This is a genomic window from Leifsonia sp. AK011, from assembly GCF_013410945.1.
Taxonomy (GTDB): Bacteria; Actinomycetota; Actinomycetes; order Actinomycetales; family Microbacteriaceae; genus Rhodoglobus.
The window spans coordinates 1,977,031-1,991,485 of sequence record NZ_JACCCH010000001.1 but is presented as its reverse complement, the minus strand read 5'-3'; the positions used below and the strand labels follow the sequence as shown (position 1 = coordinate 1,991,485).

Genomic DNA, 14,455 nt, shown 5'->3' with positions numbered 1-14,455 from the left:
GCATGGCCTCTACAGCTGACATTCGCAACGGAGTCGTTCTCAACATGGACGGCGGACTCTGGAGCGTCATCGAGTTCCAGCACGTCAAGCCCGGCAAGGGTGGCGCCTTCGTGCGCACCAAGGTGAAGAACGTCATGACCGGCAAGGTCGTCGACCGCACGTTCAACGCCGGCGCCAAGATCGAGGTCGAGACCGTCGACCGCGCCGACTTCCAGTACCTGTACAAGGACGGCGACAACTTCGTCTTTATGGACCTGGGCAACTACGACCAGATCACGCTCTCGCCCGCCAATGTCGGGGACGCGGCCAACTTCATGCTCGAGAACCAGAACGTGACGATCGCGCTCCACAACGGTGACCCGCTCTACGTCGAGCTCCCGGCATCCGTCGTCCTCGAGATCACGTACACGGAGCCCGGCCTTCAGGGCGACCGTTCGACGGGTGGCACCAAGCCTGCGACCGTCGAGACCGGCTACCAGATCCAGGTTCCGCTGTTCCTCGAGCAGGGCACCAAGGTCAAGGTCGACACGCGCGACGGCAGCTACCTCGGACGAGTCAACGACTAGTGGGTGCTCGCACCAAGGCGCGCAAGCGCGCCCTCGACGTGCTCTACGGGGCAGACGTTCGTGGGGAGTCGATCAACACCGTCCTCGCCGCTGAGTCCATGCGTGCCGCAGAGGACACGAAGCGCGCATCCTCGTGGGACTACGCCCGCACCATCGTGACCGGCGTCACCGAGCACGGCGATGAGATCGACGAACTCATCGAGACCTACGCCCAGGGGTGGACCATCCCGAGAATGCCAGCGATCGATCGTGCCCTGCTCCGCATTGGCATCTGGGAGATCCTCTACAACGACGAGGTCCCGGACAGCGTTGCCATCGCCGAGGCGGTCGAATCAGCTCGTGTTCACAGCACCGATGACTCGGCGGGTTTTGTCAACGGTCTGCTCGGCCGAATCGCGGCAACCCGCGCCTAGGGCGCACGTCGTCAGTCGAACGCCAGTACTCGCGCGACCTCGAAGGTTTTCGGGTAACTGCCGCCCGGTTCGAACTCGAACACGGCGAGCATGAGCTGCATCGGATAGGCGGGTGCCTGATCCGACGACTTCACGGGAATGCCGTCGATAAAGTACCGCGTGCGGTCGGCATCCCACTCGACTGCGTAGTCGTGGTATTCGGTGAGATCGACGTCCACACGCACCTTCTCGAAGTCGTCGACGAGTGCTGCGTCGTACCAGGGGTGGATGCCCATTCCCACGAGTCCACCTCCCTGCTCGATCTCGCGCCCGAAGATCTCCATGACACAGATCTCCCCGGACTCGGCCGGCTGCTCCTCGAAACCGATGAGCCAGAGCGCCACCATCACCGTGGGGTCCGGATTCGCTCGCGCGCGGATCTCGACCCGACCACCCGTGCGCAGCGCCAACCTGAGTTCGGTGCCCTGCTCGACGACCGTCAGACCCTCGCGATGGCGCCCCAGACCGTCAGTGGAGCCGACCGGCCCGGACCGGTTGCCGGTCTGCAACGCGCTCACCCGAAGCCACGGTCACCCGGAGGCTGCCACACAGGCTGGTCCGGCTCGATGAGGAGCGTGAGACCGTCGGCGACGCGATAGCGGGCGGCCGCGGCATCCGAATCCGTCCAATGCGGGAGATACGCGGCGAACCACTGCGAACGGTCAAGCGATTGCCCGGGGAATCGACTCTCGAAAGCCGGCCTCTGCGCGTTCATGGGTAGAGCGTTCCACATGCAGCCGACGTCGGGACAGGCTTCTCTGGCCGCATCATGTCGTTGCGTTACGGACGATTTCGCTCACCACGCCGCGTCGCCGTAACGTGCTTCTCATGCCCCCCACGACGACCCTCGACACGCGCGCCCTCGCGGTGTCGCTCACGGACGTCGACCGCACCTTCCCTGCGGCGACCCGTGGAGGTACTCCTCGCCGCGTGCTCCGTGACGTCTCGCTCGAGATCAACCCCGGTGAGATCGTCGCGCTGATCGGCGCGTCGGGCAGCGGGAAGTCGACACTCCTCCGCCAGGTCTCGGGCCTCGACCACCCGGACAGCGGCGCTGTGCTGATCGGTGGCACGCCGCTCGTGGGCGTCGACCAGCGATGCGCTGTGGCCTTCCAGGAGCCGCGCCTCCTGCCGTGGCGCTCGATCGCCCACAACGTGGAGCTCGGGCTGCCGCACGGCACGCCGCGCGCCGAGGGCAAGCGTCGCGTTGCTGAGCTGCTCGAACTGGTGCAGCTGTCGGATGCCGCAGAGCTCCGGCCGCGCCAGATCTCCGGCGGGATGGCGCAGCGCGCCTCGCTGGCTCGGGCCCTCGCCCGCGGACCGGGCGTCCTGCTCCTGGACGAGCCTTTCGGCGCGCTCGACGCCCTCACCAGGCTCACGATGCAGGACCTCCTGCTCGACATCCACGCCGCAGAGGCGGCCACCATTCTCTTTGTCACCCACGATGTCGAGGAGGCCCTGTACCTGGCCGACCGCGTCGTGCTCCTGGGCGTCGAACAGGGCTACAAGCCTGACAGCGGCGCGGTCATCCGCTCGGTGATCACCGTCCCCGGCAAGCGGCCCCGTGACCGATCCGACGCAGCACTTGCACATCTTCGCGTCCAGCTCCTTGAGGGGCTCGGCGTATCCACCCATCACCCGCCCCACACCTTCTAGAGGAAACACAGCACCCATGACCAAGAAGTTCATTCCCCTGATCGCCGTTGCGGCGGCCGCAGCGCTCGCGCTGACCGGCTGCGTGCAGGGCGAGGGTTCGGCCACCGATGTCGAGACCCCCAGTGCAACCGAGTGGAGCTCGGATGTCCTGAACATCGACTTCGCGACGTACAACCCGCTCAGCCTCATCATCAAGGACCAGGGCTGGCTCGAGGAGGCCACCGGCGGCGACGTGACGATCAACTGGATCCAGTCTGCTGGCTCCAACAAGGCCAACGAAGGCCTGCGTGCCGGCGCCCTCGACGTCGGTTCGACGGCAGGTTCGGCCGCACTGCTGGCCCGTTCCAACGGCTCGCCGATCCAGACCATCGAGGTGTACACGCAGCCGAACTGGGCGGCACTCCTGGTTCCCGCCGGTTCGTCCATCACGAGCGTCCAGGAACTCGCCGGTAAGTCGATCGCCGCCACGAAGGGCACCGACCCCTACTTCTTCCTCCTTCAGGCTCTCGGCGAGGCCGGCCTCTCCCTGTCCGACGTCAACGTGCAGAACCTCCAGCACGCCGACGGAAAGGCAGCGCTCGAGTCCGGTGCCGTCGACGCATGGTCGGGTCTTGACCCGCTGCTCTCGACGAGCGTCGTCACCGCAGGCTCGAAGATCATCTACGACAACATCGACTTCAACAGCTACGGCTTCCTGAACGCGACGGAGTCCTTCCTCGAGAAGTCGCCCGACCTCGCACAGCTCGTGATCGACGCGTACGAGAAGGCTCGTGAGTACGCGATCGCCAACCCGGAGGAGACGGCCGCGATCCTCGCCGAGGTTGCCGCTATCGACCCGGCCATCGCTCAGACCGTCCTCGTCGACCGCACGGTTATCGACCTCGACCCGGTTCCGGGTGACAAGCAGCGCAAGGTTCTCGAGTTCATCGGCCCGATCTTCGTCGAGTCCGGGGATGTCGCGGACCAGGGCCTCATCGATGACGCGCTCGACTCCCTCTTCAACACGACGTTCATCGAAGCCGCCGACCCCTCGAGGATCGGCTGATATTGCCTGAGCGTTCCACGCACGAGCTCGCAGCCGACTCCTCCGAGGGGGAGCCGGCTGCGAGCCTTGTGCAGTACTCATCGGGTTATGGGTATTCGGCCGCGGGCACCGCGCTCGGCGGCAGGCGGCTGAACCCAGGATCACGCCGCACCTCGAGAGGATGGCTGATCGCTGCGGGAGCGGTCCTGCCGATTGTTCTCGTCGGCATCTGGTGGTTCCTCTCCGCCGCGGGGATCGTGGAGTCGTACCGGCTTCCGTCGCCGCTGTCGGTCGTCCAAGCCGGTATCGACCTCGCGGCGGACGGCCTATTGGGCCAGTACATCGCCATCTCGCTCCAACGCGTTCTCATTGGATTCTTCGCCGGCGCCGTCATGGGGCTCGCCCTTGGCGCCCTCGTCGGGCTCTCGAAGTGGGGCAGCGCGCTTCTGGCCCCGACTATTGGCGGCTTCCGCGCCGTGCCTTCGCTGGCGTGGGTGCCGCTGCTGATCCTGTACCTGAGCATCAATGAGGACTCCAAAGTGACCCTCATCGCGATCGGCGCTCTCTTCCCCGTGTACACGACGGTCTCGGGAGCGCTCCGCCACGTCGATCCGCAGCTCGTAGAGCTGGGTAAGGCCTACGGCCTGGGCCGGATGTCATTGCTCGCACAGGTACAGCTGCCGGCCGTCATCCCGAGCGTGGTCTCTGGGCTACGCCTCGCGCTCGCCCAGTCGTGGCTCTTCCTTGTGGCCGCAGAACTGATTGCGTCGTCGATGGGTCTGGGCTTCCTCCTCGTCGATTCGCAGAACAACGGCCGTATCGACCGGATGTTCCTTGCGATCATCCTTCTAGGCGTTCTCGGTAAGACCACCGACGCGCTCATCGGACTACTCGAGAGGTTCCTGCTCAAGCGCTGGGGATAGTAAGCTCGGTGTCACCAGACATCCTTTAAGTTCCGTCCTGTGAGGCGGGGAAGGAGGTCAGAATGACTGCACGCTCCGTGCTGCAGCAAGCTGACATCGCCCGAGCGTTGACTCGCATCTCCCACGAGATCCTTGAGTCCAATCGGGGCTCCTCAGATCTGGTGATTCTCGGGATCCCCACACGCGGCGTGCTTCTCGCGCAGCGCATCGGCGCGATTCTCGACAGCATCGAACCGGGCTCAGGCACGGTCGGCGCGCTCGACGTGACGATGTACCGCGACGATCTCGCGAAGAACCCCACGCGCGCGCCTGCTCGCACCGACATCCCGTCAGGCGGGATCGACGGCAAGACCGTCGTTCTCGTCGACGACGTGCTCTATTCGGGTCGAACCATCCGTGCCGCCCTCGACGCGCTCAGTGACCTCGGAAGGCCGCGCGCCGTGCGGCTCGCGGTCCTCGTGGATCGGGGTCACCGTGAGCTGCCCATTCGCGCCGACTTCGTCGGTAAGAACCTCCCCACCGCCGCCGACGAGCGCATCAATGTGCGCCTTGCCGAGATCGACGACACCGAGGAGGTGACGATCCAGTGAGGCACCTGCTCTCCACCGCCGACCTCAGCCGCGACGAAGCGATCACCCTCCTCGACATCGCGGAGGACATGTCGGATGTCGCGGGCCGAGAGGTCAAGAAGCTCCCCACTCTTCGCGGTCGCACCGTCGTCAACCTCTTCTTCGAGGACTCCACGCGCACCAGGGTCTCGTTCGAGGTGGCTGCCAAGCGCCTGAGCGCGGACGTGATCAACTTCAGCGCCAAGGGCTCGAGCGTCTCGAAGGGTGAGAGCCTCAAGGACACGTCCCAGACTCTTGCGGCGATGGGAGCGGATGCCGTCGTCATCCGACACGGTGCCTCGGGGGCGCCGCGTGTACTCGCCGACAGCGGCTGGATCGACGCGGGCATCGTCAATGCGGGCGACGGCACTCACGAGCATCCGACACAGGCTCTCCTCGATGCGTTCACGATGCGTCGGCGCCTGCACGGGGGAGCATCACGGGGCAAGGACCTCGATGGCGTCCGAGTGACGATCGTCGGAGACATCCTGCACTCCCGGGTCGCCCGGTCCAACGTGTGGCTGCTCTCCACGTTGGGAGCTTCCGTCTCGCTCGTGGCCCCGGCAACGCTCCTCCCGGTCACGACCTCGTCGTGGCCTGTCACGGTGTCCTACGACCTCGATGCCGCACTGGCAGACGCGCCGGACGTCGTCATGATGCTGCGCATCCAGGCAGAGCGGATGAACGCAGCATTCTTCCCCAGCGCGCGGGAGTACTCGCGCGAGTGGGGCCTCGACGACGACCGGGTCTCGCGGTTGCCAGCGGATACCATGGTCATGCACCCCGGACCCATGAACCGCGGCCTCGAGATCTCGGCCGGCGCAGCAGACTCGGCCCGCTCGACAGTGCTCGAACAGGTCGCCAACGGGGTATCGATAAGGATGGCTGTGCTGTATCACCTACTGGCTGGAACTGAATCATGAGCTTTGTAGTGAAGGGTGCGGCACTGCCCGACGGGACCCGCACAGACCTCTTCATCGACGAGGGCCGATTCGTCGAGGAGGCACCGGCCGGTGCCATCACGGTCGACGCAGACGGACTAGTCGCCCTTCCCGGCCTCGTCGATCTCCACACGCATCTCCGCGAGCCCGGATTCGAGCAGAGCGAGACCGTCCTCACCGGCTCGCGGGCTGCCGCGGCCGGAGGTTTCACGGCAGTGTTCGCGATGGCGAACACGAGCCCCGTGCAGGACACCGCGGGAGTCGTCGAACAGGTGCTCTCGCTGGGTGACCGTCATGGCTACGTCACGGTGCGACCGATCGGCGCCGTCACTGTCGGGCTCAAGGGCGAGCACCTCTCTGAGATCGGTGCGATGGCCCAGTCCCGCGCGCAGGTGCGCGTGTTCTCGGATGACGGATTCTGCGTCCACGACGCCCTCCTCATGCGTCGCGCTCTCGAGTACGTGAAGACCTTCGGGGGAGTGGTGGCCCAGCACGCGCAGGAGCCCCGCCTGACCGTTGGTGCACAGCTGAACGAGGGTGCGCTCTCGAGCGAACTCGGACTCGCAGGGTGGCCCGCGGTGGCCGAGGAGTCGATCATCGCGCGGGATGTGCTCCTGGCGCAGCACGTCGGTGCCCGGCTGCACGTGTGCCACGTCTCGACAGCTGGGTCGGTGGAGGTCGTGCGCTGGGCGAAGGCCCGTGGCATCCCCGTCACCGCCGAGGTCACCCCGCATCATCTCCTGCTGACCGAGGAACTCGCGCGCGGCTACGACGCTCGCTTCAAGGTCAACCCACCGCTTCGTCGTGACGAGGATGTGCACGCCCTCCGTGAAGCCCTCGCCGACGGCACAATCGATATCGTCGCGACGGACCACGCGCCGCACCCGACGGAGGCCAAGGAGTGCGCCTGGGATGAGGCGGCCAACGGCATGGTGGGTCTCGAGTCGGCACTGTCGGTGGTGCAGGCAGCCGTCGTCGAGTCGGGACTTCTCGGCTGGGAGGATGTCGCGCGAGTGCTCTCGTCCCGCCCCGCTGAAATCGGGTTGCTCGGGGGCTACGACACACCCTTCGCTGTCGGTTCCCCGGCCAACCTCACACTCGTCGATCCCTCGGCGCGGCGTTCGTTCGCGGTGTCCGACCTGCACGGAAAGTCGGTGAACTCCCCGTACCTCGGCAGGGAGCTTCCCGGTCGCATCGTCACGACCATCCACGACGGCTACGCCACGGTCATCGACGGTGAGCTCGTGGACGTCGACGCGGTGGCCGATTCTGCAGAGAGGGCGGTGAGCGCGCGTGGATAGGGGCATCCTGATGGCGCTGGTTCTCGTGCTGCTCGTCGTGCTGCTCCTGCTCCTCCCGCTGGGCTGGTTCGCACGCAAGCGCCGCCAGCGTTCCGTGGAGTCGCCGGTCCCGGTGCCCGCAGTACGCGGTGACCATTCGGGTGCTTTCACGGGCAAGTACGTTGCGACGACCACATCGGGGGACCCTCTCGACCGCATCGCGGTCCATGGTCTCGGCTTTCGCAGCGATGTCTCGGCTGAGGTCTGGAGTGAGGGACTTCTCCTCGCTCGGCCCGGCGAGGTGGACACGTGGATTCCGCGTACCGCCCTCCGAGACCTCCGCCGCGCGACGTGGACCATTGATCGCGTCGTCGAACCCGATGGACTGGAACTCGTCGAGTGGATGCTCGGCTCCCGCTCCGTCGACACCTACCTGCGCCTCGATGACCCCTCGGGATTCGATGCTGCGCTAGCTCCCCTCATCCCCACCGAAAGGCAGGCCTCGTGACCGGCACCCTCGACCCGGCAGTACTCGTTCTGGAGGACGGTTCCCGCTTCCGCGGCAACGCCTACGGAGCCCGCGGGCGTACCCTCGGCGAGGTCGTGTTCGCGACGGGGATGACCGGATACCAGGAGACGCTCACCGACCCGAGCTATGCGGGTCAGATCGTCGTGATGACGGCACCGCACATCGGGAACACCGGCGTGAACGACGAGGACCCGGAGTCCTCACAGATCTGGGTGTCCGGGTACGTGGTCAGGGATCCCAGCAGGATCGTGTCGAACTATCGGGCGAAGGGCTCCCTCGACGACGACCTCACAGCGCAGGGCGTCGTGGGGATCTCCGGCATCGACACTCGTGCAGTCACCCGCCGCATCAGGGATGCCGGGGCGATGCGCGGGGGAGTCTTCTCCGGAGCCGACGCGACGCTCGACCCGGAGGTGCAGTTATCTCTCGTGCTCGAGGGCGAGCAGATGGCGGGGCGAAATCTCTCCGCGGAGGTCTCGACGGCCGACGGCTACGTCATCCCCGCGGAGGGTGAGCTGCTCGGAGCCCTTGCGGTCCTTGACCTTGGTGTGAAGACCTCGACGCTCAATTACCTTGCCGCACGCGGGTTCGAGGTGCACGTGCTTCCCCAGTCGGTGACCCTCGACGAGGTTCTCGCGATCAACCCCGTCGCCGCGTTCTTCTCGAACGGCCCGGGCGACCCCGGCGCCTCCGACCAACATGTCGAGCTTCTGCAGGGCATCCTGCGCCATGACGTTCCATTCTTCGGCATCTGCTTCGGCAACCAGCTCCTCGGGCGCGCCCTCGGCTTCGGCACCTACAAGCTCCCGTTCGGACACCGCGGCATCAACCAGCCCGTACTGGACCGCGAGACCGGTCGCATCGAGGTCACGAGCCACAACCATGGCTTCGCTGTGGAGGCGGAGATCGGTGACATCCTCGAGTCGACCACCGGCTTCGGACGGGTCGAAGTGAGTCACGTCAACCTCAACGACAACGTCGTGGAGGGGCTCCGTGCGCTCGACATCCCCGCCTTCTCGGTGCAGTACCACCCGGAGGCTGCAGCCGGTCCCCATGACAGCAACTACCTCTTCGACCGCTTCCGCGACATGGTGCTCGCGCACCGGAAGGACACCAAGTAATGCCGAAGCGCAGTGACATCCAGTCGGTCCTCGTGATCGGCTCAGGCCCCATCGTGATCGGCCAGGCGGCGGAGTTCGACTACTCCGGCACGCAGGCGTGTCGTGTGCTTCGCGAGGAGGGCGTGCGCGTCATCCTCGTCAACTCCAACCCGGCCACGATCATGACCGACCCGGATTTCGCGGATGCCACGTACATCGAGCCCATCACGTGGGAGGTCATCGAGACGATCATCCAGAAGGAGAAGCCCGACGCGATCCTTCCTACGCTGGGTGGACAGACGGCCCTCAACGCCGCCATCGAGCTCCACAACCACGGCATCCTCGAAAAGTACGACGTCGAACTCATCGGTGCGAACTTCGAGGCCATCAACAAGGGCGAGGACCGCCAGATCTTCAAGCAGCTGGTTCTGGATGCCGGTGCCGACGTTGCCAAGTCGTACATCGCTCACACCGTCGAGGAAGCCGTCGAGTTCGCTGAGGACCTCGGGTACCCGTTGGTGATCCGCCCGAGCTTCACCATGGGTGGACTGGGATCCGGTTTCGCGTACAGTCGCGAGGAACTCATCCGCATGGTCACTGATGGCCTTCACCAGAGCCCGACCACCGAGGTGCTCCTCGAGGAGTCGATCCTCGGGTGGAAGGAGTACGAGCTCGAGCTCATGCGTGACACGGCCGATAACACCGTCGTCGTGTGTTCGATTGAGAACGTCGACCCGGTCGGCGTTCACACGGGTGATTCGATCACCGTGGCGCCCGCTCTGACGCTCACCGACCGCGAGTACCAGAACCTGCGCAACATCGGCATCGACATCATCCGCGCTGTCGGCGTGGACACGGGTGGCTGCAACATCCAGTTCGCCATCGATCCGAAGACCGGCCGCGTGATCGTCATCGAGATGAACCCGCGCGTCTCCCGCTCGAGTGCCCTGGCATCCAAGGCGACAGGCTTCCCGATCGCCAAGATCGCTGCCAAGCTCGCCATCGGCTACCGCCTCGATGAGATCCCCAACGACATCACCAAGGTCACGCCCGCGAGCTTCGAGCCGACACTCGACTACGTGGTCGTGAAGGTGCCCCGCTTCGCGTTCGAGAAGTTCCCGGCGGCGGACACCAGGCTGACGACCACGATGAAGTCCGTCGGAGAGGCGATGGCCATCGGACGCAATTACTCTACGGCTCTCCAGAAGGCGCTCCGCTCGCTCGAGAAACGGGGGAGCAGCTTCCACTGGGAGGGCGAGCCCGGCGACAAGGCGGAGCTGCTCGCGATCGCGAGCGTGCCGACCGACGGGCGCATCGTGACGGTCCAGCAGGCGATGCGCGCGGGCGCGACCGTCGAGGAGGTCTTCGAGGCGACGGGCATCGATCCCTGGTTCGTCGACCAGATCGCGCTCATCAACGAGGTGGCCATCGAGATCTCCTCGTTCCGGCCACTGGATGAGAGCCTTCTCCGGCTCGCCAAGGACCACGGGTTCAGCGACGTCCAGATCGCCCAGCTCCGCGGCATCGCCGAGGCGGAGGTTCGCGCCCTGCGCTGGCAGCTCGGCGTGCGACCCGTCTACAAGACGGTCGACACGTGCGCTGGCGAGTTCCCCGCGCTCACCCCGTACCACTACTCGAGCTACGACTCCGAGACCGAGGTCGCTCCGAGTGATCGTCGCAAGGTCGTCATCCTCGGGTCCGGTCCGAACCGCATCGGGCAAGGCATCGAATTCGACTACTCGTGTGTTCACGCGAGCTTCGCGCTCTCGGACGCGGGCTTCGAGACGATCATGATCAACTGCAACCCCGAGACGGTGTCCACCGACTACGACACGAGCGACCGCCTGTACTTCGAGCCGCTCACGCTCGAGGACGTCCTGGAGATCATCCACGCGGAGAGCCAGTCCGGTGAACTCGTGGGTGTTGTCGTCCAGCTCGGAGGCCAGACCGCACTCGGGCTCGCTCAGGGGCTCAAGGATGCCGGTGTACCCATCCTCGGCACGACGCCCGAGGCGATCGACCTCGCGGAGGAGCGCGGCCTCTTCTCGAGCATCCTGGAATCCGCCGGACTCCTCGCGCCCCGCAACGGCACCGCCGTCGACCTCACCGGGGCCGTCACGATTGCCGAAGGTATCGGCTACCCGGTCCTCGTGCGCCCGAGCCACGTGCTCGGCGGGCGCGGCATGGAGATCGTGTACGACACCGAGTCGCTCGTCGACTACTTCGACAGGGTGCGCGACCAGGCCATCATCGGACCCGGCTCACCCCTCCTCGTCGACAGGTTCCTGGATGACGCGATCGAGATCGACATCGACGCGCTCTACGACGGCACGGAGCTCTACATCGGCGGCATCATGGAGCACATCGAAGAGGCCGGGATCCACTCGGGTGACTCCGCGTGCACCCTGCCACCGGTGACTCTCGGCCGCGACATCATCGACCGCGTTCGCGAGGCCACGACGGCGATCGCCGCGGGCATTGGCGTGCGCGGCCTGCTCAACGTGCAGTTCGCCATCGGCCAGGGCATCCTGTACGTGCTCGAGGCCAACCCGCGCGCTTCCCGTACCGTTCCGTTCGTGTCGAAGGCGCTCGGGATCCCGCTCGCCAAGGCCGCGTCGCTCGTGATGGTCGGCCGCAGCATCCGCTCGCTCGTCGAGTCCGGTCTGCTGCCCGAGCAGGACGGGTCGATCGTGCCCATGGACGCACCCGTCTCGGTGAAGGAGGCCGTGCTGCCCTTCAAGCGCTTCCGTACCGTCGAGGGCTACGTCGTGGACTCCGTTCTCGGCCCGGAGATGCGCTCGACCGGTGAGGTCATGGGTATCGACTCGAACTTCCCGAAGGCGTTCGCGAAGAGCCAGGAGGCCGCGTACGGCGGGCTGCCGGCATCCGGAACCGTCTTCGTCTCCGTCGCCGACCGCGACAAGCGGGCGATCGTGCTCCCCGTCCTACGACTGAGCCAGCTCGGGTTCGACATCCTCGCGACCGAGGGCACCGCCGAGGTGCTCGCACGCAACGGCATCGAGGCTCGTGTCGTACGCAAGTACTCGATGGGCCAGGAGATCGTTCCCGACCAGCCGACGATCGTCGAGCTCATCAATGCGGGTGAGGTGGATGTCGTGATCAACACGCCGTCCGGACGCAGCGCGCGCGCCGATGGCTACGAGATCCGTACGGCGACTGTGGCTGCGGACAAGCCGATCTTCACGACGATCGCGCAGCTCGCCGCCGCTGTCGCATCGTTCGAGGCCATCCAGGACGGATTCGACGTGAGGTCGCTCCAGGACTACGCGCGCGACCGCGAGGATCGGCTTGCGCGTGGTTGATTTCGGCGCGCGACTCGAATCCGCTCTCGGCACGTTCGGCCAGATCTGCCTCGGCATCGACCCCCACCCGTTCCTTCTGGAGCAGTGGGGCCTCGACGACACGGCCGAGGGCGCACAGGAGTTCGGCCTTCGGGCAGTGGATGCAGCGGCGGGCAGTGTTGGCGTCGTCAAGCCCCAGGTCGCCTTCTTCGAGCGCCATGGGGGAGCCGGCATCCTCGCTCTCGAACAGGTCGTTCGGGCGGCCAGGGATGCGGGTCTTCTCGTGATCGCGGACGCCAAGCGCGGAGACATCGGGAGCACCGTAGAGGCCTACGGCCAGGCCTGGCTCTCCCCGGGCTCACCACTCGAGGCGGATGCGATGACGGTCGTGGCCTACCAGGGAGTCGAGTCACTACGAGGCGTTATCGATCTGGCAGGAGCCTCGGGCAAGGGGCTCTTCATCCTCGCCGCCACGAGCAATCCCGAAGCGCTGGCCACCCAGACGGCCGAGGTGCGTGTCGGTTTACACGCTGGAGCAACTGTCGCTCGCCAGGTGGTGGACGAGGTCGGGGCGTTCGGCACAGGGGCCGGATTGCGTTCGGTCGGTGTCGTCATCGGCGGGAACCTCGTTCTCGACGAGCTCGGACTCGATCCCGCTACCCTGGCGGGCACTCCGATTCTCGCCCCGGGATACGGTGAGCAGGGTGCATCTCTCACGGACATCGCCGCGACCTTCGGCGTCGCGGCCCCCGGGGTCATCGCCAACGTGGGCCGCGGCGTGTTGAAGCTGGGCCCGCAGCGGCTGTCCGATGCGCTACTCTCCGCCGTCGACGAGGTCCGGGGGGCGTTGTGAGTCCCCGCCCGGATCCGCCAGAGGTCGACAGGGTTGCCGCCTCGAAGGCCGCGGTGGCGGCCCGTCGTGCGCGAGCGGCTGTGAAGCAGGATGTCTCGTCCCGCCGCCGCACAGCGCTCGATGTGGCAACGACCGCGTGGAACGACACCGAGACACCGGAGGGTGGCCTCCGGGTGCGCGAGCTCCTGACGAGCATCCCCGGTCTCGGACCTGCGCGGGCAGACCGCACACTCGAGCGCCTGGGAATCTCGCCGCGCAAGCGGCTGGGCGGCCTCGGCGTGCGGCAGCGCGAACGCCTTGGCGAGTTCCTCGAGGCACGGGACACCCCGGCGCCCGCACGACTCACCGTGCTCGCCGGTCCGACGGCGGTGGGCAAGGGGACTGTCTCCGGGTACATTCGCGAGCACTATCCGGACGTCCTGCTGAGTGTGTCGGCGACCACTCGCAAGCCCCGGCCGGGTGAGATCGACGGCGTCCACTACTACTTCGTGAGCGACGAGGAGTTCGACCGCAAGATCGCGAACAACGAGTTGCTCGAGTGGGCCGTGGTGCACAACTCCTACCGCTACGGCACTCCGCGTCCGCCGATCGATGCCGCCCTCGCCGCCGGCCGCCGCGTTCTGCTCGAGATCGACCTGCAGGGCGCCCGTTCCGTGCGACGTGCCATGCCGGATGCGCTCCTGGTCTTCCTGCTGCCGCCGACCTGGGAGGAACTGGTCCGTCGGCTCACTGGTCGGGGCACGGAGGATGCCGAGGAACAGCAGCGCAGACTCGACACCGCACGCGTCGAGTTGGCTGCCCAGAATGAGTTCGACGCCCGTGTCGTGAACACCGAAGTGAGCGAAGCTGCACGGGAAGTCGTAGAATTGATGGATGCGCCCGTGAGCGCGAGGACTTATTCCCCGATGGCGCCGCCAGAGCGAGCAGCCACACCCCCAATTGAGGAGCACTAAGTGACCGACAAGCACGCCGGGATTATTGACCCGCCCATCGACGAGTTGCTCTCCAAGGTCGACTCCAAGTACCAGCTCGTGATCTTCGCGTCGAAGCGCGCCCGCCAGATCAACGACTACTACGCCGACCTCCACGAGGGAAGCCTGTTCGACAACGTGGGCCCGCTCGTCGATTCGACAATCGACGACAAGCCGCTCTCGGTTGCCCTTCACGAGATCAACGAGGACAAGCTCGAGCTCAAGCGTCTCTCCGGCGAGTAATCGCCGC

The 14,455-nt window shown here is 66.2% G+C and carries 16 protein-coding genes; 14 read left to right on the top strand and 2 right to left on the bottom strand.

The window, feature by feature from the left end:
- Positions 1-2 precede the first annotated feature (2 nt).
- A complete protein-coding gene (efp, locus tag HDC94_RS09700; RefSeq protein ID WP_179497060.1) occupies positions 3-566 on the top strand; it encodes an elongation factor P in 564 nt (187 codons plus the stop codon).
- Entirely contained in the window at positions 566-979 is a 414-nt protein-coding gene (gene nusB, locus HDC94_RS09695) for a transcription antitermination factor NusB (RefSeq protein ID WP_179497058.1), read from the top strand. The genes efp and nusB overlap by 1 nt, the downstream gene beginning before the upstream one ends.
- Before the next feature lie 11 nt (positions 980-990).
- Here nusB and HDC94_RS09690 read toward each other — a convergent pair whose 3' ends face one another.
- Complete coding sequence (locus HDC94_RS09690) at positions 991-1,536, bottom strand: glycoside hydrolase family 16 protein (protein WP_179497056.1); 546 nt, start codon at positions 1,534-1,536, stop codon at positions 991-993.
- Positions 1,533-1,733, bottom strand: a complete 201-nt coding sequence (locus HDC94_RS09685) for a hypothetical protein (protein ID WP_179497055.1) — start codon at positions 1,731-1,733, stop codon at positions 1,533-1,535. The genes HDC94_RS09690 and HDC94_RS09685 overlap by 4 nt, the downstream gene beginning before the upstream one ends.
- A gap of 113 nt (positions 1,734-1,846) precedes the next feature.
- Between HDC94_RS09685 and HDC94_RS09680 the strand changes: the two genes are divergently transcribed.
- The 12 genes from HDC94_RS09680 (at position 1,847) to rpoZ (ending at position 14,448) form a co-directional block, all read left to right on the top strand.
- The gene (locus HDC94_RS09680) at positions 1,847-2,674 is read left to right on the top strand and encodes an ABC transporter ATP-binding protein (protein ID WP_179497052.1); all 828 of its coding nucleotides are present in this window, start codon (positions 1,847-1,849) and stop codon (positions 2,672-2,674) included.
- Between the two features lie 16 nt (positions 2,675-2,690).
- Entirely contained in the window at positions 2,691-3,719 is a 1,029-nt protein-coding gene (locus HDC94_RS09675) for an aliphatic sulfonate ABC transporter substrate-binding protein (protein ID WP_179497050.1), read from the top strand.
- 128 nt (positions 3,720-3,847) lie between these two features.
- Positions 3,848-4,621: an ABC transporter permease gene (locus tag HDC94_RS09670; RefSeq protein ID WP_218870888.1), complete on the top strand. Its 774-nt coding sequence runs from the start codon at positions 3,848-3,850 to the stop codon at positions 4,619-4,621.
- A 62-nt stretch (positions 4,622-4,683) separates the two neighbouring features.
- The gene (pyrR, locus tag HDC94_RS09665) at positions 4,684-5,211 is read left to right on the top strand and encodes a bifunctional pyr operon transcriptional regulator/uracil phosphoribosyltransferase PyrR (RefSeq protein WP_179497048.1); all 528 of its coding nucleotides are present in this window, start codon (positions 4,684-4,686) and stop codon (positions 5,209-5,211) included.
- Positions 5,208-6,152, top strand: a complete 945-nt coding sequence (locus HDC94_RS09660) for an aspartate carbamoyltransferase catalytic subunit (RefSeq protein ID WP_179497046.1) — start codon at positions 5,208-5,210, stop codon at positions 6,150-6,152. Before pyrR ends, HDC94_RS09660 begins: the two co-directional genes overlap by 4 nt.
- Positions 6,149-7,471: a dihydroorotase gene (locus HDC94_RS09655; protein WP_179497044.1), complete on the top strand. Its 1,323-nt coding sequence runs from the start codon at positions 6,149-6,151 to the stop codon at positions 7,469-7,471. The genes HDC94_RS09660 and HDC94_RS09655 overlap by 4 nt, the downstream gene beginning before the upstream one ends.
- A gap of 10 nt (positions 7,472-7,481) precedes the next feature.
- Entirely contained in the window at positions 7,482-7,958 is a 477-nt protein-coding gene (locus HDC94_RS09650; protein WP_179497043.1) for a hypothetical protein, read from the top strand.
- Positions 7,955-9,100: a glutamine-hydrolyzing carbamoyl-phosphate synthase small subunit gene (carA, locus tag HDC94_RS09645; RefSeq protein WP_179497041.1), complete on the top strand. Its 1,146-nt coding sequence runs from the start codon at positions 7,955-7,957 to the stop codon at positions 9,098-9,100. The genes HDC94_RS09650 and carA overlap by 4 nt, the downstream gene beginning before the upstream one ends.
- Positions 9,100-12,402: a carbamoyl-phosphate synthase large subunit gene (gene carB, locus HDC94_RS09640; RefSeq protein ID WP_179497032.1), complete on the top strand. Its 3,303-nt coding sequence runs from the start codon at positions 9,100-9,102 to the stop codon at positions 12,400-12,402. The genes carA and carB overlap by 1 nt, the downstream gene beginning before the upstream one ends.
- A complete protein-coding gene (gene pyrF / locus HDC94_RS09635) occupies positions 12,395-13,234 on the top strand; it encodes an orotidine-5'-phosphate decarboxylase (RefSeq protein WP_179497029.1) in 840 nt (279 codons plus the stop codon). The genes carB and pyrF overlap by 8 nt, the downstream gene beginning before the upstream one ends.
- Positions 13,231-14,187 carry a guanylate kinase gene (gmk, locus tag HDC94_RS09630; RefSeq protein WP_179497027.1) on the top strand — a complete coding sequence of 319 codons (957 nt, stop codon included), beginning with the start codon at positions 13,231-13,233 and terminating at the stop codon, positions 14,185-14,187. Before pyrF ends, gmk begins: the two co-directional genes overlap by 4 nt.
- Entirely contained in the window at positions 14,188-14,448 is a 261-nt protein-coding gene (gene rpoZ / locus HDC94_RS09625; protein WP_179497025.1) for a DNA-directed RNA polymerase subunit omega, read from the top strand.
- The last annotated feature ends 7 nt before the right edge of the window (positions 14,449-14,455 follow it).